At 65.2% G+C, this 21,658-nt stretch carries 21 protein-coding genes and 2 tRNA genes; 9 read left to right on the forward strand and 14 right to left on the reverse strand.

The window, feature by feature from the left end; translation table 11 throughout:
• Positions 1-29: 29 nt before the first annotated feature.
• Positions 30-1,133: a cystathionine gamma-lyase gene (locus M1248_RS03750; protein WP_163725841.1), complete on the reverse strand. Its 1,104-nt coding sequence runs from the start codon at positions 1,131-1,133 to the stop codon at positions 30-32.
• Positions 1,134-1,136: 3 nt separating this feature from the next.
• Positions 1,137-2,135: an NAD(P)H-dependent glycerol-3-phosphate dehydrogenase gene (locus M1248_RS03755; protein ID WP_163725838.1), complete on the reverse strand. Its 999-nt coding sequence runs from the start codon at positions 2,133-2,135 to the stop codon at positions 1,137-1,139.
• A gap of 44 nt (positions 2,136-2,179) precedes the next feature.
• Here M1248_RS03755 and cofC point away from each other — a divergent pair, with 44 nt between their 5' ends.
• From cofC to M1248_RS03770, 3 genes are read left to right on the forward strand one after another with little or no spacing between them, the layout of a single operon-like run.
• Complete coding sequence (gene cofC / locus M1248_RS03760; protein WP_163725836.1) at positions 2,180-2,824, forward strand: 2-phospho-L-lactate guanylyltransferase; 645 nt, start codon at positions 2,180-2,182, stop codon at positions 2,822-2,824.
• 53 nt (positions 2,825-2,877) lie between these two features.
• Positions 2,878-5,085, forward strand: coding sequence for an RNA degradosome polyphosphate kinase (locus M1248_RS03765; protein WP_317147576.1), 2,208 nt, complete (start codon positions 2,878-2,880; stop codon positions 5,083-5,085).
• A 51-nt stretch (positions 5,086-5,136) separates the two neighbouring features.
• Entirely contained in the window at positions 5,137-6,060 is a 924-nt protein-coding gene (locus M1248_RS03770) for an NUDIX hydrolase (RefSeq protein ID WP_317147577.1), read from the forward strand.
• A 105-nt stretch (positions 6,061-6,165) separates the two neighbouring features.
• On the opposite strand, the gene M1248_RS03775 is transcribed toward M1248_RS03770, so the two are convergent.
• The 3 genes from M1248_RS03775 to leuC form a co-directional block, all read right to left on the reverse strand.
• Positions 6,166-6,798: an HU family DNA-binding protein gene (locus tag M1248_RS03775; protein ID WP_163725827.1), complete on the reverse strand. Its 633-nt coding sequence runs from the start codon at positions 6,796-6,798 to the stop codon at positions 6,166-6,168.
• Positions 6,799-6,991: 193 nt separating this feature from the next.
• Positions 6,992-7,585 (reverse strand): 3-isopropylmalate dehydratase small subunit, encoded by a 594-nt coding sequence (gene leuD / locus M1248_RS03780; protein ID WP_317147578.1) that lies wholly within the window; start codon positions 7,583-7,585, stop codon positions 6,992-6,994.
• 10 nt (positions 7,586-7,595) lie between these two features.
• Positions 7,596-9,032 carry a 3-isopropylmalate dehydratase large subunit gene (gene leuC / locus M1248_RS03785; protein WP_163725821.1) on the reverse strand — a complete coding sequence of 479 codons (1,437 nt, stop codon included), beginning with the start codon at positions 9,030-9,032 and terminating at the stop codon, positions 7,596-7,598.
• Positions 9,033-9,070: 38 nt separating this feature from the next.
• On the opposite strand from leuC, the gene M1248_RS03790 reads away from it, so the two are divergent.
• Positions 9,071-9,772 carry an IclR family transcriptional regulator gene (locus tag M1248_RS03790; RefSeq protein ID WP_317147579.1) on the forward strand — a complete coding sequence of 234 codons (702 nt, stop codon included), beginning with the start codon at positions 9,071-9,073 and terminating at the stop codon, positions 9,770-9,772.
• A gap of 14 nt (positions 9,773-9,786) precedes the next feature.
• On the opposite strand, the gene M1248_RS03795 is transcribed toward M1248_RS03790, so the two are convergent.
• From M1248_RS03795 to M1248_RS03810, 4 genes are all read right to left on the reverse strand, one after another.
• Positions 9,787-9,859, reverse strand: a tRNA-Glu gene (locus tag M1248_RS03795).
• A 94-nt stretch (positions 9,860-9,953) separates the two neighbouring features.
• Positions 9,954-10,028, reverse strand: a tRNA-Gln gene (locus tag M1248_RS03800).
• A gap of 117 nt (positions 10,029-10,145) precedes the next feature.
• A complete protein-coding gene (gene gltX / locus M1248_RS03805) occupies positions 10,146-11,624 on the reverse strand; it encodes a glutamate--tRNA ligase (RefSeq protein WP_163725814.1) in 1,479 nt (492 codons plus the stop codon).
• A complete protein-coding gene (locus M1248_RS03810; RefSeq protein WP_163725784.1) occupies positions 11,621-12,409 on the reverse strand; it encodes a fumarylacetoacetate hydrolase family protein in 789 nt (262 codons plus the stop codon). Before M1248_RS03810 ends, gltX begins: the two co-directional genes overlap by 4 nt.
• Positions 12,410-12,523: 114 nt before the next feature.
• Here M1248_RS03810 and M1248_RS03815 point away from each other — a divergent pair, with 114 nt between their 5' ends.
• On the forward strand, positions 12,524-13,708 hold the full coding sequence (locus tag M1248_RS03815; RefSeq protein ID WP_163725781.1) for an MFS transporter: 1,185 nt from the start codon (positions 12,524-12,526) through the stop codon (positions 13,706-13,708).
• 2 nt (positions 13,709-13,710) lie between these two features.
• On the opposite strand, the gene M1248_RS03820 is transcribed toward M1248_RS03815, so the two are convergent.
• Genes M1248_RS03820 through serA form a run of 3 tightly spaced genes read right to left on the reverse strand, consistent with a single transcriptional unit; the run spans position 13,711 to position 16,893 of the window.
• Entirely contained in the window at positions 13,711-14,295 is a 585-nt protein-coding gene (locus tag M1248_RS03820; RefSeq protein WP_163725778.1) for a hypothetical protein, read from the reverse strand.
• 4 nt (positions 14,296-14,299) lie between these two features.
• Positions 14,300-15,310 (reverse strand): 3-isopropylmalate dehydrogenase, encoded by a 1,011-nt coding sequence (locus M1248_RS03825; RefSeq protein ID WP_317147580.1) that lies wholly within the window; start codon positions 15,308-15,310, stop codon positions 14,300-14,302.
• Positions 15,307-16,893 (reverse strand): phosphoglycerate dehydrogenase, encoded by a 1,587-nt coding sequence (gene serA, locus M1248_RS03830; protein ID WP_317147581.1) that lies wholly within the window; start codon positions 16,891-16,893, stop codon positions 15,307-15,309. The genes M1248_RS03825 and serA overlap by 4 nt, the downstream gene beginning before the upstream one ends.
• A gap of 30 nt (positions 16,894-16,923) precedes the next feature.
• On the opposite strand from serA, the gene M1248_RS03835 reads away from it, so the two are divergent.
• On the forward strand, positions 16,924-18,354 hold the full coding sequence (locus M1248_RS03835; RefSeq protein WP_317147582.1) for an NAD(P)/FAD-dependent oxidoreductase: 1,431 nt from the start codon (positions 16,924-16,926) through the stop codon (positions 18,352-18,354).
• A 37-nt stretch (positions 18,355-18,391) separates the two neighbouring features.
• The gene (locus M1248_RS03840; protein WP_163725764.1) at positions 18,392-18,604 is read left to right on the forward strand and encodes a DUF2945 domain-containing protein; all 213 of its coding nucleotides are present in this window, start codon (positions 18,392-18,394) and stop codon (positions 18,602-18,604) included.
• Positions 18,605-18,669: 65 nt separating this feature from the next.
• Here M1248_RS03840 and M1248_RS03845 read toward each other — a convergent pair whose 3' ends face one another.
• A complete protein-coding gene (locus tag M1248_RS03845) occupies positions 18,670-19,530 on the reverse strand; it encodes a MerR family transcriptional regulator (RefSeq protein ID WP_317147583.1) in 861 nt (286 codons plus the stop codon).
• 111 nt (positions 19,531-19,641) lie between these two features.
• Here M1248_RS03845 and M1248_RS03850 point away from each other — a divergent pair, with 111 nt between their 5' ends.
• Together M1248_RS03850 and M1248_RS03855 are read left to right on the forward strand one after the other, a co-directional pair.
• A complete protein-coding gene (locus M1248_RS03850) occupies positions 19,642-20,064 on the forward strand; it encodes a hypothetical protein (protein WP_317147584.1) in 423 nt (140 codons plus the stop codon).
• A 43-nt stretch (positions 20,065-20,107) separates the two neighbouring features.
• A complete protein-coding gene (locus M1248_RS03855; RefSeq protein WP_317147585.1) occupies positions 20,108-20,578 on the forward strand; it encodes a phosphoribosyltransferase in 471 nt (156 codons plus the stop codon).
• A gap of 63 nt (positions 20,579-20,641) precedes the next feature.
• On the opposite strand, the gene ilvC is transcribed toward M1248_RS03855, so the two are convergent.
• Positions 20,642-21,643 (reverse strand): ketol-acid reductoisomerase, encoded by a 1,002-nt coding sequence (ilvC, locus tag M1248_RS03860; RefSeq protein ID WP_317147679.1) that lies wholly within the window; start codon positions 21,641-21,643, stop codon positions 20,642-20,644.
• Positions 21,644-21,658: the final 15 nt, after the last annotated feature.

The raw sequence follows: 21,658 nt of genomic DNA on the forward strand, positions 1-21,658 counted from the left end.
GGGTCGCTTCAATACCCTGACCTGCGGTTTCAGGACAACGCCTGTTCGAAATCGCTGATCAGGTCGTCGGTGTCCTCGATGCCCAGCGAGATCCGGGCGAATCCGTCGGCGACTGGATCGCTCCAGCGAGCGCGGCGGTCCAGCGAGGTGTGGATCCCGCCGAAGCTCGTCGAGGAGACGACCAGCGCGCTGCGTTCCACCAGGGAGTGCACTGCCTGCGCGCTGTCCAGTTCGATTGCGACGAGCCCGCCGAACCGCTTCATCTGCAGGGCCGCGATCTGGTGTGACGGATCGTCGGGCAACCCGGGATAGCGGACCGAGCGCACCGCCGGATGACTGCGCAACATCACCGCGAGTGCTTGCGCGTTGTGGCACTGCCGTTCGAACCGCAGGCCCGCAGTGCCCAGACTGCGCAGCACCAGCCACGCCTCGAACGGGCCGAGGATCGGTCCGGCAAGCAGACGCTCCTGCTCCACCGTGGCCATCAACTCCGGATGGCTGCCCGCGACATATCCCGCGATCAGATCGCTGTGTCCCGAAAGCGATTTCGTCGCGCTGGCGACGACGAGGTCGGCGCCAAGGGACAGCGGCTGCTGGCCCAGTGGCGTCGCGGTGGTGTTGTCGACCACGAGGGTCGCCCCCCGGCGCCGGCAGTCCATCGCCAACCGGTGCAGGTCGACGACATCGAGCCCGGGATTGGCCGGTGTCTCCGCAAGCACCACATCCGCGTCAGCGGCCGCGGCACACATCGCGGCGCATGCCACCTCCACCACCGTGACTCCAAGTGGCACAAGGTATTCCCTGGCATAGCTGCGAACCTGGTTGTAGCCGTCGGCAGGCACCACGAGCTTGGTGCCGGGCTTGGCCAGCACCCGCAACACCGCGGTGATGGCGGCCATTCCGGAACCGAACGTCAGCGCGGCGGCGGCTCCTTCGAGTTCGGCGAGCGCCGACTCCAGTTGCCGCCACGTGGGATTGGAATACCGCCCGTACTTGTCAAAGGGCTCCGCGTCGTCCGGGGAGAGATGAAACGTCGACGCGAGCACGGGGGGCGATACCACGGGACTGCCCGAAACCGGTTCTGAGCCGACTGCTTTGACGCTGCGAGTCGAATCACCGTATAGACCGTCCACGCCCTACTCCGGTTTCGTACTGCGCCCGAGCAGCAGTGCCACCGCCTCATACACCGATGCGCCTTTGTGGCAGACCCGATTCACGGCATCGGTGAGCGGCATCTCGACGTCGTAGCTGGCCGCAAGCGCGAGTATCGACTGGCACGACGTCACACCCTCGGCGACGTGCCCATCCGCGGCGCGCGTCGCAGACTCCATGGTGCCGCCTTTGCCCAGCCGTTCCCCGAACGAGCGGTTGCGGGAGCGCCGTGACGTGCAGGTGGCGACGAGATCGCCGACGCCCGCCAGGCCGGCCAGCGTTGCCGGCTTGGCGCCCAACGCGATTCCGAGTCGCATGATCTCGGCGAGCCCGCGAGTGATGATCGCTGCTGCCGTGTTCTCCCCCAGCCCGACTCCAGCAGCCATGCCGGACGCCAGCGCGATGACGTTCTTGCACGCGCCGCCGACCTCGGCGCCAATGACATCGGCGTTGGTGTACGGACGGAAGTATCCGGTCGAGAACGCACGCTGCAGCGTCACGGCCCGTCCGGAGTCGCTGCACGCGATGACGGTGGCCGCCGGTTGCTCATCGGCGATTTCGCTGGCGAGGTTCGGCCCGGAGATCACCGCGACGCGCGACGGGTCCGCCCCGGTGACCTGAACGATCACCTGGCTCATCCGCATCAACGTGTCGAGCTCGATGCCCTTGGCCAGGCTTACCAACGTGGTGTCGTCACCGATGAGAGGCGCCCACTGCACGAGGTTGGTCCGTAACGACTGAGCGGGCACGGCAAGCAACACGGTGCACGCTCCGGTGAGCGCTTCAGCGGGATCGCTGGTCGCGCGGATCGTCTCCGGCAGCTCCGCGTCATCGAGATAGAACGGGTTGCGATGGGTGCTGTTGATCTCGTCGGCCAACTCGGGCCGACGGGCCCACAACCGCACCTCATTGCCGGCGTCCGCCAGGACCTTGGCGAGTGCCGTCCCCCAAGCTCCGGCCCCCAGCACCGCCGCGTCGACCACGCCTTCACCCTAGCGTGGTGTGGTCTGCTGGCAGGATGGCGCTCATGGGCGGGTCATCGGAAGCCGATATCGGGCTGGTGATCGCGGTCAAACGCCTGGCCGCCGCCAAGACGCGGCTGGCGCCGATTTTCTCCGCGACCACCCGCGAAGCCGTCGTGCTGGCGATGCTGATCGACACCATCACAGCTGCCGCGGCTGTATCGGAGGTGCAGTCGATCACCGTGGTGACACCCGACGACGTCGCCGGCGACGCTGCCAGGCAGCTCGGCGCACGAGTGCTCCCCGATCCGACGCCACAGGGCCATCAAAATCCGCTCAACAACGCCATCGCCGCAGCGGAGGAAACGGTGCGGCCCGAGACGTCGAACATCGTTGTGCTGCAGGGAGATCTGCCCGCACTGCAACCGCAGGAGCTGGGCGAGGCGATCGCGGCGGCCCGCGCCCACCCCCGCAGCTTCGTCGGCGACCGGCACGGTACGGGCACCTCGGCGTTGTTCGCCCTCGGCGTCGCGCTGGATCCGCGATTCGGCCAGGATTCAGCCGAGCGCCATCGCCATTCGGGCGCCATCGAGCTGACCGGCGCCTGGCCCGGGCTGCGCTGTGACATCGACACACCCGATGACCTGTTGGTGGCGCGTCGCCTCGGTGTCGGCGCGACAACCGCGCAGGCCATCGCTGGTGTCAGGTAACAGTTCTTCACCGCGGTGGCCGCGCGACTACTTAATAGGGAATCATTTGAGGGATGACGGAAGCCGATACCGAGATCCTCGAGACCGACACCGGGTCGACGACCGGAACCGCGCAGCCGGCGACGTCAGCTCGTCCCGGGACACCGCAGTCGGGAGATGCGGCGCCTGAAGCCCCACCGGCTGCGACATCGCGAGCGGTCGACAACGCGCTGCCCGAAGACCGCTACCTCAACCGCGAACTGAGCTGGCTCGACTTCAACGCCCGTGTGCTTGCGCTCGCCGCCGACCCGTCGCTGCCGCTGCTCGAGCGGGCGAAGTTCCTCGCGATCTTCGCGTCCAATCTCGACGAGTTCTACATGGTTCGAGTGGCGGGACTGAAACGACGCGACGAGATGGGGTTGTCCGTGCGGTCGGCCGATGGCCTCTCGCCGCGCGAGCAACTACGCCGGATCAACGAGCGCACTCAGCAGATCTCCAACCGGCACGCCCATGTGTTCCTCGACGCGGTGCGGCCCGCGCTCGCCGACGAGGGCATCGTCATCGTCACGTGGGCCGAAGTGGATGAGGGCGAGCGCTCCCGGCTGTCGACGTACTTCCATGAACAGGTGTTCCCGGTGCTGACGCCGCTGGCCGTCGATCCGGCACATCCGTTCCCGTTTGTGAGCGGGCTGAGCCTGAACCTTGCCGTCACCGTCCGGCAACCCGAGGACGGCGGGCAGCACTTCGCCCGAATCAAGGTGCCCGACAACGTGGATCGCTTCGTCGAATTGGCGCGCCGCGAAGGTTCCTCGGATGTCGTGCGGTTCCTCCCGATGGAGGAACTGATCGCCGCGTTCCTGCCGGTGCTGTTCCCCGGCCTGGAGATCGTCGAGCATCATGCTTTCCGCATCACCCGCAACGCGGACTTCGAGGTCGAAGAGGACCGTGACGAAGATCTGCTGCAGGCGCTCGAGCGAGAATTGGCGCGGCGGCGCTTCGGTTCCCCGGTGCGCCTCGAAGTGTCCGACGACATGACCGAGAACATGCTCGAGCTGCTCCTGCGCGAACTCGACGTCGACACCGGTGATGTCATCGAGGTACCCGGGCTTCTCGACCTGTCGTCGCTGTGGCAGATCTATGACCAGGACCGCCCCGCGCTGAAAGACCGTCCGTTCGTGCCGGCGACGCCGCCCGCATTCGGTGAGCGGGAAACACCGAAGAGCATCTTCTCGACGCTGCGTGACGGCGACGTGCTGGTGCACCATCCCTACGATTCGTTTTCCACGTCGGTGCAACGGTTCATCGAGCAGGCCGCCGCCGATCCGAACGTCCTGGCCATCAAGCAGACGCTGTACCGGACATCGGGTGATTCACCCATCGTCAACGCGCTGATCGACGCCGCGGCCGCAGGCAAACAGGTTGTGGCGCTGGTTGAGATCAAGGCGCGGTTCGATGAACAGGCCAACATCAAATGGGCCCGCGCCCTTGAACGTGCGGGCGTGCATGTGGTTTACGGACTGGTCGGGTTGAAGACTCACTGCAAGACTTGCCTCGTCGTGCGCCGAGAAGGATCCACGATCCGGCGCTACTGCCATATCGGTACCGGCAACTACAACAGCAAGACCGCACGCCTGTATGAAGACGTCGGCCTGTTGACGGCCGCGCCGGACATCGGCGCCGACCTCACAGATCTGTTCAACTCGTTGACCGGATACTCACGCAAAGAGTCGTACCGCAATCTGTTGGTCGCGCCCTACGGTGTCCGCAAGGGGATCATCGAGCGGATCGAACGGGAGATCGCCGCCAAGCAGTCGGGAGCCGATGCGGGTATTCGGCTGAAGGCCAACGCGCTGGTCGACGAGCAGGTGATCGATGCGCTCTATCGGGCATCGCAGGCAGGGGTCCGCGTCGAGGTGGTGGTGCGCGGCATCTGTGCACTGCGTCCCGGCGTGGCCGGATTCTCCGAAAACATCACGGTGCGCTCGATTCTGGGCCGGTTCCTCGAACACTCGCGAATTATTCATTTCCGCGCCACCGACGAGTTCTGGATCGGAAGCGCCGACATGATGCATCGTAATCTCGACCGACGAGTCGAGGTGATGGCTCAAGTGAAGGATCCGAGGCTGACTTCACAGCTGAACGACGTCTTCGATTCCGCCCTTGATCCGTCAACCCGGTGCTGGGAGTTGGACATGGATGGTAAGTGGACAGCGTCGCCGCGAGAGGGCGAGACGGTCCGCGACCATCAGGTGTCGTTGATGGAACGCCACCGGCACCCTTGAGATCCGTCGGCTGTGAGCTCTCGGGGCCCCGAATGACCAGCAGGAGTTGACGTGCCGAGGGACGACCCACCCCGCGCCGTTCCGGTGAGCAAGGCCGTTTTTGCCGCGGGTGCGGTGCTGTGGCGACCGGGTGACGATGCGCCCGAGGTCGCGGTCATTCACCGTCCCCGGTACGACGACTGGTCACTTCCCAAAGGCAAAGTCGACCCCGGCGAGACGGAACCCGTGACCGCCGTCCGCGAGGTCGCCGAGGAAACCGGCTACGCGGCACATCTCGGCCGGCGGTTGGCCGCGGTGACCTATCCCGTCGACCAAAGCACCAAGAAGGTGCGGTACTGGACTGCCCGCGCCATCGGCGGGGAGTTCAGCCCGAACTCGGAAGTCGACGAACTCAAATGGCTTCCCATATCCGAAGCCATCAAGGCGGTCGGCTACCCGCACGACCGAAAGGTCCTTCGCCGCTTCAAGAAGCTGCCGGCCGATACGAAGACGGTGTTGATCGTCCGGCACGGCACCGCGGGCAGCAAGTCGCGATACAAAGGTGACGACCGCAACCGTCCTTTGGACAAGCATGGCCGCGCGCAGGCCGAGTCTCTCGTCGGACAGTTGTTGTCCTTCGGCGCCGAAAGGCTGTACGCAGCGGACCGGACTCGGTGCCATCAGACGATCGCGCCGCTGGCCGAGGAACTCGGTGTCGACATCAGTAGCGAGCCATTGCTCACCGAAGAGGCGTACGCGGAGAATCGCAAAGCCTCGCGTAACCGATTCGTCGAGATCGCCACCGCCGAAGGCACGCCGGTGATCTGCACTCAGGGCAAGGTGATTCCGGATCTCATCTCATGGTGGTGCGAGCGTGACGAAGTCCGCCCGGACAAATCGCGCAACCGCAAAGGCAGCACCTGGGTCCTGTCGCTATACGACGGACGCCTGATCGCCGCCGATCACATCGGCAGTCCGCTCGCCCTCAAGAAATGAACGCTGCGGCCGGCTGAAGTTCGTCAGACACAAACACGCCGTGGGTCGCATTCGCTTGAATTGCCGGCTCAGCCGGCGCGACCCACGGCGTGTTCGATGTTGAACTTACCTGCGGCCCTTCTTGGCCGGGGCGCGCTTCACAGCCTTCTTGGCCGGGGAACGCTTCACAGCCTTCTTGGCGGCGGTGCGCTTCACAGCCTTCTTAGCTGCGGCCTTCTTGACAGTCTTCTTGGCCGCGGTGCGCTTCGCGGCCTTCTTGACTGCGGCCTTCTTGACAGTCTTCTTGGCTGCCGTGCGCTTCACAGCCTTCTTGACTGCGGCCTTCTTCACAGCCTTCTTGACTGCCGTGCGCTTCACCGCTTTCTTGGCCGCCTTCTTAACTGCGGCCTTCTTCACGGCCTTGCGGGCGCCGCCCGCCGTCACGCCACGCTTCACTGCTGGTCCTTCCGACGGGAGGCGCTGTGCCCCAGAAACAACCGCTTTGAACTGTGCGCCGGGCCGGAATGCCGGCACGGATGTGGGCTTAACTTTCACGGTCTCGCCGGTGCGCGGGTTACGCGCAACACGAGCAGCACGACGACGCTGTTCGAAAACGCCGAAGCCGGTAATTGTGACACTGTCACCCTTGTGAACCGCGCGCACGATTGTGTCGACGACATTCTCGACCGCAGCGGTTGCTGACCGACGATCCGAGCCCATTTTCTCCGTGAGTACGTCGATGAGCTCTGCTTTGTTCATGCAAAACCTCCGAAAACCAGTAGCCCACTTTGGGCCGACTAGAGGACACGGTAAACCCAATGGCCACTGATTTCCAAGAGCCACGCGCAATTTCAGCAGAATCTAGCGAACTTTCTTGCCCCCCTTGAGCTCCTGCCGGGGGTCCCGATAACCGGGTTCAGGGGTGAAGATTTCGGCTCAGAAAGCCAATCCGTCACGCCGGCAAGGTACGCGGTTTCCAGCTCTGACGGCGTGCTTCATACGAATCGATTTCATCGCATTTCCGCAGCGTAAGACCTATATCGTCGAGTCCTTCGGAGAGTCGCCAGGCGGTGTAATCGTCAATGTTGAACGGCACCATGACCGTTCCCGCGACGACGTTCCGATCTTGAAGATTCACAGTAATTTCCATGCCGGGATGCTCCTCGATGAGCTTCCATAAAAGTTCGACATCATCTTGGGCGACTTCGGCCGCCAAGAGGCCCGCCTTGCCCGCGTTGCCGCGAAAAATGTCGGCGAAGCGAGATGAGATGACGACTCTGAATCCGTAGTCCATGAGCGCCCACACGGCGTGCTCTCGCGACGAACCGGTGCCGAAATCGGGACCCGCGACCAACACCGATCCTTTGTCGAACGGCGACATGTTCAGGATGAAAGACGGGTCGGACCGCCATGCCGCGAACAAGCCATCCTCGAAACCTGTTCGGGTTACCCGCTTCAAATACACGGCGGGGATTATTTGGTCGGTGTCGACATTGGACCGGCGAAGCGGAACGCCGATGCCGGTATGAGTGCGGAATGGTTCCATCACAGAGCTCCTATGCGTGAGTCAGATCGGCGGGAGAAGACAACGTGCCGCGCACAGCGGTGGCCGCGGCAACGGCAGGCGACACCAAATGGGTGCGCCCTCCTTTGCCCTGCCGTCCCTCGAAATTTCGGTTCGACGTCGATGCGCAGCGCTGCCCCGGGGACAGTTGATCTGGATTCATTCCAAGACACATCGAGCATCCGGCCTGGCGCCACTCCGCGCCGGCGGCGGCGAAGATCTCACCGAGGCCCTCTGATTCGGCCTGCGCTCGCACCCGCATCGAACCGGGCACAATGAGCATCCGCACGCCATCGGCGACCTTGCGACCCTTGAGCACGTCGGCGACCACCCGCAGATCCTCGATGCGCCCGTTCGTGCACGAGCCGACGAAGACGGTGTCCACGGTGATGTCACGCATCGACGTTCCAGCCCGAAGATCCATATACGCCAACGCTTTTTCGGCCGCCTGGCGCTCACCGTCGTCAAAGATCAGCTCGGGGTCCGGTACCGACGCCGACAGCGGAACTCCTTGCCCGGGATTGGTCCCCCACGTGACGAATGGGCTCAGCGTCGCGGCATCGATGTAGACCTCGGTGTCGAATTCCGCGCCTTCGTCGGTGCGCAACTGACTCCACGCCGCTACTGCGGCATCCCAGTCCGCCCCCTTCGGAGCGTGCGGGCGACCATGCAAGAACTCGAACGTTGTCTCGTCGGGTGCGACCATTCCGGCGCGCGCCCCGGCCTCGATGCTCATGTTGCAGACCGTCATGCGCCCTTCCATCGACAGCGATTCGATGGCGCTGCCGCGGTATTCGATGACGTATCCCTGTCCCCCGCCGGTGCCGATCTTCGCGATCACCGCGAGGATGATGTCCTTTGCGCTCACGCCCGCAGGCAGTTGCCCGTCGACATTGACCGCCATCGTCTTGAAAGGCCGCAGCGGAAGCGTCTGCGTCGCGAGGACATGCTCGACCTCGGATGTGCCGATGCCCATCGCGAGCGCACCGAACGCACCGTGGGTGGAGGTATGGCTGTCGCCGCACACCACCGTCATCCCCGGCTGAGTCAAGCCCAACTGCGGCCCGATGATGTGAACGATCCCTTGTTCGACGTCACCCATCGGGTGCAACCGGATGCCGAACTCTTCACAGTTGCGGCGCAGCGTCTCGACCTGAATGCGGGAGACCGGATCGGCGATCGGCTTGTCGATGTCGATCGTCGGCACGTTGTGGTCTTCGGTGGCGATCGTCAGATCGGGCCTGCGGACCGGCCGACCGTTGAGGCGGAGGCCGTCGAACGCCTGCGGGCTGGTGACCTCGTGCACAAGGTGCAGGTCGATGTAGATGAGGTCGGGTTCGCGGGCCGCGCCGTCACCCGATCCCTTCGCGACGACGTGGTCGTCCCACACCTTTTCGGCGAGTGTGCGTGGCTTGTCCTGGGCTGCCATCTTGACTTTCTCACATTCTGGGAAGCTAGTATCTCCCTGTGAGACAGGATAGCGGCATCGGGGTGCTGGACAAAGTCATGGGGGTGCTGCACGCGATCGCGGATTCGCCGTGCGGATTGGCAGAGCTGTGCGAGCGCACCGGACTGCCGCGTGCGACCGCGCACCGCTTGGCCGCGGGTCTGGAAGTGCATCGGCTGTTGATCCGCAACGGAGACGGCCAATGGCGGCTCGGGCCTGCGCTCACCGAGTTGGCGGGACAGGTCAACGACCCCTTGCTGGCCGCCGGCGCCGTGGTGTTGCCGCGCCTGCGTGAGATCACCGGCGAGAGCGTGCAGATATATCGCCGCGAAGGCACCGCGCGTACATGTATCGCCGCCTTGGAACCACCTGCCGGGCTTCGGGATACCGTCCCGGTCGGCGCGCGATTGCCGATGACGGCCGGCTCAGGCGCCAAGGTGCTGCTGGCCTATGCCGACGCCGCCACGCAACAGGCGGTGTTGCCCAGCGCAAAGTTCACCGACCGGACCCTCGCCGAGGTCCGCAAACGTGGCTGGGCCCAGAGCGCCGCGGAACGCGAGCCGGGGGTCGCGAGTGTGTCGGCGCCGGTGCGCGATGCCACCGGTGCGGTGATCGCCGCCGTATCGGTGTCCGGGCCGATCGACCGAATGGGACGTCGCCCTGGAGCACGGTGGGCCGCCGACCTATTGGCCGCCGCCGATGCACTCACCCGCAGGCTGTAAAACGTACTGCTTTGTACCCCCGATGGGATTCGAACCCACGCTACCGCCGTGAGAGGGCGGCGTCCTAGGCCGCTAGACGACGGGGGCCAGAACTATTTCCGGACAGCCAGCATAGCCCAGCGGGTTATGCGGACCTAATCAGCTTGAGGCCCGTGCTCTTCGCACGAGCGCTCATCGCAAATGGCTGGGGTACCAGGACTCGAACCTAGAATGGCTGAACCAGAATCAGCTGTGTTGCCAATTACACCATACCCCATTGGCTACCTGTAACCGCAGGTCACAGGGCCTTTTCGGCCCGACCAAGCAATCGGCGGCGCCGCCGCGCGTTGTATCGGGCCGACGTGCAGACTACCAAAGATTTGCAGCCACCTTCTCACGCCTGGTCTGCGACGGTGGCAGCACGATCGCGTCCCGCGCGTAGCCGATGCAGGCTGCGGTCCCGACCCAGGAGCTCGAGTGATTCGAACAGCGGCGGGCTGACCGACGCACCTGTGGCCGCAACACGCAGCGGGCCGAACGCCTTGCGCGGCTTGAGCTCCAGATTCTCCAACAATGACACCTTCAGAGCGTTTTCGATCTCCCCCGTACTCCACTCGCCGACTGTTTCGAGCGCGGCGAGCGCGGCGTCCAGCACCGCGACGGCTTCGGGCTTGAGTTCCTTGGCCGCCGACTTCTCGTCGAGCGTGAACTCGGCGTCGTTGAGGAACTTCAACAGGTCCCATGCGTCGCCGAGCACGACGATTCGGGTCTGCACGAGTCGCGCAGCCTCCGCGAATTGGGCTTCGTCGAGGCCGGTGTCGTGCCCGTGGGCAGCGAAATACGCCGCCAGCCGCGCGGTGAAATCGTCCTCACCCAACATGCGGATGTGTTCGGCGTTGAGAGCGTCCGCCTTCTTCTGATCGAACCGGGCGGGGTTGGAGTTGACGTTGACGACGTCGAAGGCAGCCACCATCTCGTCGAGGCTGAATACGTCGTGGTCTTCAGCGATACCCCAGCCCAGCAGCGCCAGGTAGTTCAGCAGCCCCTCCGGAATGAAGCCCCGTTCGCGGTGAACGAACAGGTTCGACTGCGGATCGCGCTTGGACAGCTTCTTGTTGCCGTCTCCCAGAACGCTTGGCAAATGAGCGAACTCGGGCACCCGGTCGGCGACGCCGATACGAATCAGTGCCTGGTACAGCGCGATCTGGCGCGGTGTGGACGGGAGCAGGTCCTCGCCACGCAGGACGTGCGTGATCTTCATCAGCGCGTCGTCGACCGGATTGACCAAGGTGTACAACGGATCACCGCTGGCGCGGGTCAGCGCGAAATCGGGAACGACGCCCGCCGCGAATGTTGTTTCCCCGCGGACGAGGTCATTCCAGGTGATGTCTTCAGCAGGCATCCGCAGCCGGAGCACCGGCCTGCGGCCCTCCTCGAGGAACGCGGTGCGCTGGGCTTCGGTGAGTTCGCGGTCGTAGTTGTCGTAGCCGAGTTTGGGGTTTCGGCCCGCGGCGACGTGGCGGGCTTCGACTTCCTCGGCCGTCGAAAACGCTTCATAGGCGTCACCGGATTCCTGTAACCGTGTCAGCACGTCCCGGTATATCTCGCCGCGTTCTGACTGCCGGTACGGGGCGTACGGTCCACCGATGTCGGGACCTTCGTCGTAGTTCAGTCCGAGCCAGCTCAGGGCGTCCAACAGCGCCAGATAGCTTTCCTCGCTGTCTCGTTCGGCGTCGGTGTCCTCCAGGCGGAACACGAAGTCCCCGCCGCAATGTCGCGCGTAGGCCCAATTGAACAGCGCGGTACGGATCAGGCCGACGTGTGGTGTGCCGGTTGGCGACGGGCAGAACCGCACCCGCATATCAGCTGTCATGACTTTCCCTTGCGCACAACCGGATTGGAAAGGCTCCCGATACCTTCGATGGTGACGGTGACGGTGTCGCCGCCTTCAATGGGGCCGACCCCGTCCGGCGTCCCGGTCAGGATGACATCGCCGGGCAGCAGTGTCATCACCGCTGAGATCCACTCCACGATCGCCCCGACATCGTGAATCATCAGCGATGTCCGGCTGTCCTGTTTGGTCTCGCCGTTGACCTCGGTGCGCAACGCGAGATCGGACGGATCCAGATCGGTGACGATCCACGGCCCGATCGGACAGAACGTGTCGTGGCCTTTCGCCCGAGTCCACTGGCCGTCCTTCTGCTGCTGATCACGCGCCGACACGTCGTTGGCGATCGTGTAGCCCAGGATGTTCTCCGCGGCGCGGGCGGCGGAAACGTCCTTGCAGACTCGGCCGATGACGACGGCGAGTTCACCCTCGAAGTGCACCGGGCTGGCGTCGGCCGGCAGCTGAATCGGCACGTTCGGACCGATGATCGCGGTGTTGGGCTTCATGAACATCACCGGATCGGGGAAATCTCCCCCGCCCATTTCCGCGACGTGCGCCGCATAGTTCTTTCCGATGCATACGACCTTGCTGGCCAGAATCGGCGAGAGTATCCGCACGTCGGCCAGGGGCCACTCCCGTCCGGTGAAGGTCGGAGTGCCGAAGGGATGCTCGGCAATCTCTTTGGCGACTGCCCGGGCCGAGTCGTCGAGAGGGCCCTCGATGCTGACGAAGCAGACGCTGTCTGGGCTGGCGATACGTCCAAGGCGCATGTCGTCAGCCTAGTGGCCGCGAAAGTTGGTGCTGCGGCCGCTCCCGCGCCAGCGACGTCTCATATATTGAGATAATAGTTCAGACATATGAGATAGCCATGCGACCATGGAGCCATGTCCGCGGACACGATAAGCACCGCGCGACGCTGGTCGCTGCTTGTCATTGCGCTCGCTGCGACGACAAGCGCCAACGTATTCATCAACGGTGTGGCCTTTCTCATTCCTAGCTTGCAGCGCGAGCGCGGACTCGATCTCGGGGCTGCGGGCCTGCTATCAGCGCTGCCGGGCTTCGGCTTGGTACTCACGCTCATCGCGTGGGGCTACCTTGTCGACCGGTTCGGCGAGCGCATCGTGTTGAGCCTCGGTTCGGTGCTCATCGCCGCCGCGGCGTTCGCGGCCGCTTCCGTCGACTCGCTGTTCGCCATGGGTGCGTTCCTGACGCTCGGCGGGATGGCCGCCGCCAGTAGCAATTCGGCCAGCGGCCGACTGGTGGTCGGCTGGTTCCCACCGGATCGACGCGGCTTGGTCATGGGCATCCGCCAAACCGCAACGCCGCTCGGTGTCGGCCTGGGCGCCTTGGTGATTCCGCGAGTGGCCGATGCGTACAGCATCTCTGCGGCACTGTGTTTTCCGGCGATCGTGTGCGCGCTTTCCGCGGTCGTATGCGCGGTCTTCGTGATCGATCCGCCACGTCCACCACGCTCGGAGGCCCCACCCGAGCACCTGGCGAATCCCTATCGCGCATCGTCGGTCTTGACCCGGATACACGCTGTCTCCGTACTACTGGTGGTGCCTCAAGCGGTGCTGTGGACGTTCGCGTTGGTGTGGTTGATGACCGACCGAGGATGGTCGGCAGCGTCGGCAGGCGCTCTCGTCACGGTGGCGCAGGTGTTGGGTGCGGGTGGTCGAATCGCCGCCGGCCGTTGGTCGGACGTGACGGGTTCGCGACTGAGGCCGATCCGCACGATTGCCCTGGCGGCCGCCGCCGCGATGGGTCTGCTGGCGGTGACCGACTGGCTCAGTTCGCCGATCAGCGTGGCGATCATGGTGATCGCGTCGGTGATCACCGTCTCGGACAACGGGCTGGCATTCACCGCCATCGCCGAGATCGCCGGACCGTTCTGGAGCGGACGGGCATTGGGCACGCAGAACACCAGTCAACTCTTCGCCTCCGCCGCGTCTGCGCCCGTGTTCGGCGCCTTGATCGGCGCCCTCGGCTACCCCGTGGCGTTCGCGGTCTCCGCCCTGCTGCCGCTACTGGCCATACCCGTGGTCCCGGCCGAACCTAAGACGGACTGAACTCACTCACGCTGCGCGCGGCGCGGAAGCATGACCAATGCGGCGACCAGAAAGCACAGGGCGCCGATGAATGTGCCCAGGTTCGCCATCCAGGCATCCACGGTGACACCGGATTCGCTGACGAAGGCGCCGAGCGCGGACACCGCGAAAGCGACACAGCCGATCATGTTGATCCACTCCCCCTGCCAGTCGCGGGATTTCAGCTCGATGATGCCGACGACCGCCGTCACCGCGATCACGCCGAGGACACCGCTGATCAGAAACGCCAGCGACCCCAGGGCGTCCGGCGCCCACACGAGTCGGCGCTCCGGTTTGACCGCATGTGCCCACAGGGCAGAGGCGGTACTTATGTTGAAAAGGATCGTCCCGACGAACTGGGTTGCCGCGGAAAGCCATCCGATGCGCTGCGCGGGAGGGGCCAGCACCAGTTGCATCCAGCCCGCGGTCGTGAAGAACCAGGATCCGATGAAGCACAGCAGGTTGGCGATCCCGGCGCCTGCCACGGCGGACAACCCGGGGATCGTGGCGATCGCGAACAGTGACGAACCGATCGCGAAGAGCCAGCACTGCCGACTCAGTGTCGCCACGCGACTAGAGATTTGACGCGATCCGATCGCCGATCTCGGTGGTGGACCGCGTCTCGTCACCGCGCGTGGCCAGATGCCGTTCCACGGCCTTGTCGACGCGAGCGGCCGCGTCGAGTTCGCCCGCGTGAGCAAGCAACAGCGCCACCGACATGATCGCCGCGGTGGGATCGGCGATCCCCTGTCCCGCGATGTCGGGTGCGCTGCCGTGCACCGGCTCGAACATCGACGGGTTGGTTCGGGTCGCGTCGATGTTGCCGCTGGCCGCCAGACCGATGCCCCCGCACACCGCGGCCGCGAGGTCGGTGACGATGTCGCCGAACAAGTTGTCGGTGACGATGACGTCGAACCGGCCGGGGTCGGTGACGAGGTGGATGGTGGCGGAGTCGACGTGTTGATAGGCGATCTCGACGTCGGGGTACTCGGCGCTGACCTCCTGCACGGTGCGCCACCACAGTGCACCCGCATATGTCAGGACGTTGTTCTTGTGCACCAGGGTCAGGTGTTTGCGCCGTTTCGCCGCGCGGCCGAACGCGTCGTGCACGACCCGTCGCACGCCGAACGCGGTGTTGACGCTGACCTCGGTGGCGATTTCATGGGGTGTGCCGACGCGGATTGCTCCACCGGTCCCGGTGTAGGGCCCCTCGGTGCCCTCACGGACCACGACGAAGTCGATGTTCGGGTTTCCGGCCAACGGACTGCTCACCCCCGGATAGAGCCGGGCGGGACGCAGGTTGATGTGGTGGTCGAGTGCGAACCGGATTCGCAGCAGCAGACCGCGTTCCAGCAGACCGCTGGGGATCGACGGGTCGCCGATGGCGCCGAGCAGGATCGCATCGTGCGCGCGGAGCTCGTCGAGCACCGATTCCGGCAGTACGTCTCCGGTCGCGTGGTACCGCCGCGCCCCGAGGTCGTAGCTGGTCTTGTTGACACCCGGCACGACGGCATCGAGTACCTTGACCGCTTCGTCGATGACCTCCGGGCCGATGCCGTCGCCCGCGATGACCGCCAGTTTCACGTCAGGTCCACCACTTGCAACAGCTTGGCGCCGACGGCCGCGGTGATCGCCGCCCGGACGTCTTCGGGTACGTCTCGGTCGATGCGCAGCAAGATCGTCGCGCCCGGCCCCTCCGCGTCCTCGCTGAGCTGGGCGGCGTGAATGTTGATGTCGGCGGTGCCGAGGAGGGTGCCGATCTTGCCCAACGTGCCCGGCTGGTCGATGTAGTTGACGATCAGGTAGACGCCTTCGGCGCGCAGATCGAAGTTGCGGCCGTTGATCTGGACGATCTTCTCGACCAGCTGTGGACCCGACAGCGTGCCGGAAACGTTGGCGACGGAACCGTCGGAGTACACCGCGCGCACGTTGACCACACTGCGGTGGTTCGGGCTCTCGGTGGCGGTACTGATGTCGGCCTCGACACCGCGTTCGGCCGCCAGCGCCGGCGCGTTGACGAACGTGACCGGATCCTCGATGACAGCGCTGAACAACCCGCGCAGCGCTGAAAGGCGCAGTACGTCAACCTCTTCGGACGCCAACTCGCCGCGGACCTGAATCGACAGCGACACCGGAAGTTCACTGCACAGCACGCCGACCAACAGGCCCAGTTTGCGGACCAGATCCAGCCACGGCGCGACTTCCTCGCCGACGACGCCGCCGCCGACGTTCACCGCGTCGGGTACGAACTCACCTGCCAGCGCAAGCTTCACGCTCTCGGCGACGTCGGTGCCCGCCCGGTCCTGCGCCTCTGCGGTCGACGCGCCGAGGTGTGGCGTCACCACGACCTGGGGTAGTTCGAAGAGCGGGCTGTCCGTGCACGGTTCGGTGGCGAACACGTCGAGGCCGGCGCCGCGCACGTGACCGCTGGTGATCGCGTCCGAGAGCGCCGCTTCGTCGATCAGGCCACCGCGTGCCGCGTTGACGATGATGACGCCGGGCTTGGTCTTGGCCAGCGCCTCCTTGCCGATCAGGCCGGCTGTCTCCTTGGTCTTGGGCAGGTGCACCGAGATGAAGTCGGCGCGGCCCAACAGCTCGTCGAGAGTGAGCAGCTCGATGCCCAATTGGGCGGCGCGAGCGGCCGACACGTACGGGTCGTACGCCACGACGTGCGTGCCGAAGGCGGCCAGTCGCTGGGCGACCAACTGTCCGATGCGCCCCAGGCCGACGACGCCGACGGTCTTGCCGAAGATCTCGGTGCCGGAGAACGACGAGCGCTTCCACGTGTGCTCACGCAGCGTCGCGTCGGCGGCGGGGATCTGCCGAGCGGCCGACAGCATGAGCGCCAGCGCGTGCTCGGCCGCGCTGTGGATGTTGGAGGTCGGCGCGTTGACCACGAGGACGCCGCGCGCCGTGGCCGCGTCTACGTCGACGTTGTCCAGGCCGACGCCGGCGCGGGCGACGATCTTGAGTTTCGTGGCGGCGGCGAGCACCTCGGCATCAACCGTGGTTGCCGAGCGCACCAGCAGTGCGTCGGCCTCGGGCACCGCGGCCAGTAGCTTTTCTCGGTCCGGACCGTCGACCCAGCGCACTTCCACCTGGTCACCCAGCGCGGCGACGGTCGATTCGGCCAGCTTGTCTGCGATCAATACAACGGGCAGGCTCACGCGGTCAGCCTAATGGGATGTAATTGGGCGGTGGACGTCACCGTGGTCGGCAGCGGACCCAACGGCTTGGCCGCCGCCGTCATCTGCGCGCGCGCCGGTCTGTCAGTGCAGGTGTTCGAGGCACAGCCATCACTGGGTGGCGGCGCACGGACCCTCGCTGACCCCGAGTTCGGCGAGGTCTCCCACGATGTCTGCTCGGCCGTGCACCCGCTCGCGTTGGCCTCGCCGTTCCTGGCGGAATTCGATCTGCCCGCTCGCGGGGTGGACTTGAGGGTGCCCGCCGTCTCCTACGCCAATCCGCTTCCCGGTCAACCCACGGCGGTCGGTTATCACGATCTGGACCGCACCTGCGCGGAGCTGCTGCACGGCGACTCGTGGCGGCGGCTGCTCGGCCCACTCACCAAGCGCGACGAGGGCGTCGTCGACTTCCTCCTCGGGGACAAGCGCTCGATCCCGCGCGATCTGATCGCCGCGGCGTACCTTGCGCGAAACATGCTCGAGCAGGGCACGCCGCTGTGGGGCAGGCTCGCCGGTGCCGACGCCCGCGCGTTATTCACGGGCGTTGCCGCACATGCCATCAACCGGATGCCGTCGTTCGTCACCACCGGTGCCGGACTGATGCTGGCCACACTCGCGCACACCGTGGGCTGGCCCATCCCGGTAGGCGGCAGCCAGGCCATTCCCGACGCCCTCATCGCCGACCTGCGCGCACATGGCGGTGTCATCACGGTGGGCGAAGAGGTCACCGAACCACCAGGCGGTGTGGTGCTTTTCGACACCGCGCCGACGGCGCTGCTGTCCATCTACCGGAACACGGTCCCCGCGCGATACGCAAAAGCTTTGCAGCACTATCGGTTCGGCCCGGGCGTAGCCAAGGTGGATTTCGTGCTGTCCGACGAGATTCCGTGGGCGGACCCTCGTGCAGCCGACGCTCCGACACTGCACATGGGTGGCAGCCGAGAGCAGATGGCGCATGCCGAAAAGGAGATCGCGGCGGGCAGGCATCCCGAATGGCCGATGGTGCTCGCCTCGCTGCCGCACCTGGCCGACCCGAACCGCATCGATGCGCAGGGGCGTCGGCCCCTGTGGACCTATGCGCACGTGCCCCACGGCTCACCTGTCGACCAAGCCGAGACGATCACCCGCATCTTCGAGCGTTTCGCACCCGGCTTCCGTGACGTCGTCGTCGCGGTGCGGTCGGTACCGGCCTCCCGGTTGGCCGAGCACAACGCCAACCTCGTCGGTGGTGACATCGGCGTCGGCGGCAACACGCTCCTGCACGCGCTCGCGGGGCCGACACCGCGGCTCAACCCATGGGCCACTCCGATTCCGAAGGTCTATCTCTGCTCGTCGGCGACTCCCCCCGGCGGTGGTGTGCACGGTATGGCGGGCCTCTACGCAGCACGCACCATGCTGCGCCGCGAATTCGGAATCAAGACGCTCCCCAGCCTCTCGCCGTAACCGGTTTTGCCGAACTTCACCCGGGTATCCCCGCGATATGAGTTCGGAGTTTCACAAGGGCGACAAGGTCCAATGGAGTAGCCACGGAACGACCGTCACCGGGACTGTCGAGGAGAAGATCACCAGCGACCGCGAGACGGCGGGACGGACGGTGCGTGCGTCACCGGACGAACCGCAGTACCGGGTGCGCAGCGACAAGAGCGGACGCGACGCCGTGCACAAACCGGACGCTTTGCAGCGGTCGAAGTAGCTGCAACGTCGAAAAGTGGCTCGACACAGCGGAATACAAGGTGGTGCCGCCCAAACGAACCGGTTCTAGTTCGCAGCGGCGAAGTGGTCGACGGCTTCACCAAGGCTGTTCAGCCGCGACGCGTGAATCCGGTCGATCACCGCGTCCCAGCCCGGACCGCCGACACTGACCGAGGCGTGCTCGGCAAGGTCGTTGACCGTTTGAAAGTCAGCGGTGTCCTCGGTCTGCGACCACAACAATGCCGTCACCGGTCTTCCTTTGCGCTGGACCGCATCGAGAAGCGCAGCCCGCGGGACGTCCGCGCCGAGCATCAACGCGCCGCGCCCATGTTCTGCAAGGGCCGCGCGCAGCGCTTCCAGTGCGAGAAAGTGCGTTTCGCGCGGCGTGCAGGCGAGAATGATGGACGCCGATTCTTCAGGCGCAGCAATGGGGTAACGCTGCAACGACCGTGTCACGGTCCACGACAGCGCATGCTCGACGTCGATGCAGCCCTCCCCTTGGGCCTGCCGTTGGGCGATGTCGTCGAACGCCGGACGTATCAGTTGATCCCACGTGTCGAGCACACCGAAATGGCGCAGATGACGATCGAGCAGCAGACCTGCGGTGAACACATCGAAATCGAAGGCGGAGTCGAGCAGCGCCGCGGAATCGCCGCGGGCCGGTCGTACCGAGTCGATCGCGGTTCGCGCCGCGCTGCGCGGGCTCGCACCCTCGACGATGAGTTCGTACATCCGCCGGGCAACCGCAATGTCGGTCTCGCTGTAGAGGCGGTGCCGACCCGGGCTGTGCTCGGACGGACCCACGCCGTAACGCTGGTTCCAGCTGCGCAGTGTCGCGGTGGGCACGCCAAGACGCTCAGCGACGACGCGGACGGTGTACAGGGGCTCGTCCGCGGTGACGTTCTCGTGCTTACTCGACGTGGTCAACCCCGCCAGAATAGAGCTTCGATCTGGACATATATCGCTATTCAATGCACAAACGATGCAAATTTTGTGCGGAACCGTGTCTGACTCGCCATATCGGGTATCCGTTTCGCCGTGACACAGCCCGAGAATCCCCGGCGCCCGGCCGGCCTGGACGACGCGACGGTCGAGGCCGTCGGCACGGTATCTGAGGCGCTCGAATTCGTGGAGCGCGCCCGCGGCCATTTGTATTCGTTCCATCAGCTGATGGGCCATGCCGATCTTCTGCTTGGCAAAGCGTGCGACCAACTGCGTGAGGCCGGGCATGGCGCAGTGGCCGACCGACTCGAGGACGAAGTCGTGGGCCGCAACGTCCTGTACGGACGTTGGACCTTCCAGATCGTCGAGGAGTTCGACGACAACTACTGGTCTTTGTTCCGTGACCATGAACAACGCGTGCGTGCGGAGTTGCAACAGGGCGCGCGCCACGTGTTCGAGGCGGACATGAAGGAGCGGCGCCGCACGCACGGCAAGCCCGGCCACGAACGCCGTCCGTAGCGGCGTTCCCGCGGAATTGTCGGCAAGCGATTACGGTTTGCCAATGACCGACCGGGAAGAACTGTCGTGGGACCAGTTCGGCGCCGCGACACGGCAACTCGCCTCCGCCGTCGTCGACGACGGTTTCGCACCCGATCTCATACTCGCTGTGGCGCGCGGTGGGTTGTTCGTCGCAGGCGCGCTCGGCTACGCGCTGGAGGTCAAAAAGGTGCACATGATGAACGTCGAGTACTACACCGGCGTGGACCAGCGCCTCGATGCGCCGGTACTGCTGCCTCCCCTGCCCGATGTCGCCGATCTGGGTGGTGCACGCATGCTGATCGCCGACGACGTCGCGGACACCGGGGCGACATTGCGTTTCGTCCGCGACTTCTGCGCCGAACACGTCTCCGAGGTCCGCTGCGCCGTCGTCTACCAGAAGCCGCAGTCGGAAATCGATTGCGAATACGTCTGGCGCCGGACCGATTTGTGGATCGAATTTCCGTGGACCGGTCTGCAGCCGGCGCAGTCCTGAATCCAAGCGATTTCGGTGTAGCCAGTCGCGGTAGGCGCGACCAGCGACACCGAAATCACACGGTCAGGCGGTTTCGGTGATGGGGCGGTCGACCCAGCTCATCAAGTCGCGCAGCTTCTTGCCGGTCACCTCGATGGGATGCTCGGCGTTCTCCTTGCGCAGTCGCTCGAGTTCCTTGTTGCCGCCCTCGACGTTGGCGACCAGACGCTTCACGAAAGTGCCGTCCTGGATTTCGGCCAGAATCTGCTTCATGCGCTGCTTGGTGTCGGCGTCGATCACTCGCGGCCCGGACAGGTAGCCACCGAACTCCGCGGTGTCGGAGACCGAGTAGTTCATCCGCGCGATGCCGCCCTCGTACATGAGGTCGACGATGAGCTTGAGTTCGTGGAGCACCTCGAAGTAGGCCAACTCGGGCTCGTAGCCCGCCTCGACCATGACGTCGAAGCCGGTCTTGACGAGTTCCTCGGTGCCACCGCACAACACGGCCTGCTCACCGAAGAGGTCGGTCTCGGTCTCGTCCTTGAACGTCGTCTTGATGACGCCCGCGCGGGTGCCACCGATCCCCTTGGCGTACGAGAGTGCGAGCGCCTCGCCCTCGCCCTTGGGATCCTGGTCGACCGCGATCAGACACGGCACACCCTTACCGTCGACGAACTGACGGCGCACCAGGTGGCCGGGACCCTTCGGGGCAACCATGCCGATGGTGACGTTGGCCGGCGGCTTGATCAGGTCGAAGTGGATGTTCAGGCCGTGACCGAAGAACAGCGCGTTGCCGTCCTCCAGATTGGGCTCGATGTCGTTCTTGAAGATGTCGGCCTGGGCGGTGTCGGGCGCCAGCAGCATGATCACGTCGGCCCACTTGGCCACCTCGGCGGGCGTATCCACGTCCAGCCCCTGCTCGGTGACCTTGTCGCGGGACTTCGATCCCTCCTTCAGGCCGACCTTCACCTGCACGCCGGAGTCGCGCAGAGACAGCGAGTGTGCGTGGCCCTGGCTGCCGTAGCCGATGACGCCGACCTTGCGTCCCTGAATGATCGACAGGTCCGCGTCGTCGTCGTAGAACATCTCAACTGGCATTCG

It is taken from the genome of Mycobacterium sp. 29Ha (assembly GCF_032883055.1).
Classification (GTDB): domain Bacteria; phylum Actinomycetota; class Actinomycetes; order Mycobacteriales; family Mycobacteriaceae; genus Mycobacterium; species Mycobacterium gallinarum.

What these genes read in the sequence shown, in the direction of transcription:
- cofC (WP_163725836.1), top strand. Translation starts at nt 2,180, where the DNA reads ATGGGCGGGTCATCGGAAGCCGATATCGGGCTGGTGATCGCGGTCAAA.
- M1248_RS03765 (WP_317147576.1), top strand. Translation starts at nt 2,878, where the DNA reads ATGACGGAAGCCGATACCGAGATCCTCGAGACCGACACCGGGTCGACG.
- M1248_RS03775 (WP_163725827.1), bottom strand. Translation starts at nt 6,798, where the DNA reads ATGAACAAAGCAGAGCTCATCGACGTACTCACGGAGAAAATGGGCTCG.
- leuD (WP_317147578.1), bottom strand. Translation starts at nt 7,585, where the DNA reads ATGGAACCATTCCGCACTCATACCGGCATCGGCGTTCCGCTTCGCCGG.
- leuC (WP_163725821.1), bottom strand. Translation starts at nt 9,032, where the DNA reads ATGGCAGCCCAGGACAAGCCACGCACACTCGCCGAAAAGGTGTGGGAC.
- gltX (WP_163725814.1), bottom strand. Translation starts at nt 11,624, where the DNA reads ATGACAGCTGATATGCGGGTGCGGTTCTGCCCGTCGCCAACCGGCACA.
- M1248_RS03810 (WP_163725784.1), bottom strand. Translation starts at nt 12,409, where the DNA reads ATGCGCCTTGGACGTATCGCCAGCCCAGACAGCGTCTGCTTCGTCAGC.
- M1248_RS03815 (WP_163725781.1), top strand. Translation starts at nt 12,524, where the DNA reads ATGTCCGCGGACACGATAAGCACCGCGCGACGCTGGTCGCTGCTTGTC.
- M1248_RS03840 (WP_163725764.1), top strand. Translation starts at nt 18,392, where the DNA reads ATGAGTTCGGAGTTTCACAAGGGCGACAAGGTCCAATGGAGTAGCCAC.
- M1248_RS03855 (WP_317147585.1), top strand. Translation starts at nt 20,108, where the DNA reads ATGACCGACCGGGAAGAACTGTCGTGGGACCAGTTCGGCGCCGCGACA.
- ilvC (WP_317147679.1), bottom strand. Translation starts at nt 21,643, where the DNA reads ATGTTCTACGACGACGACGCGGACCTGTCGATCATTCAGGGACGCAAG.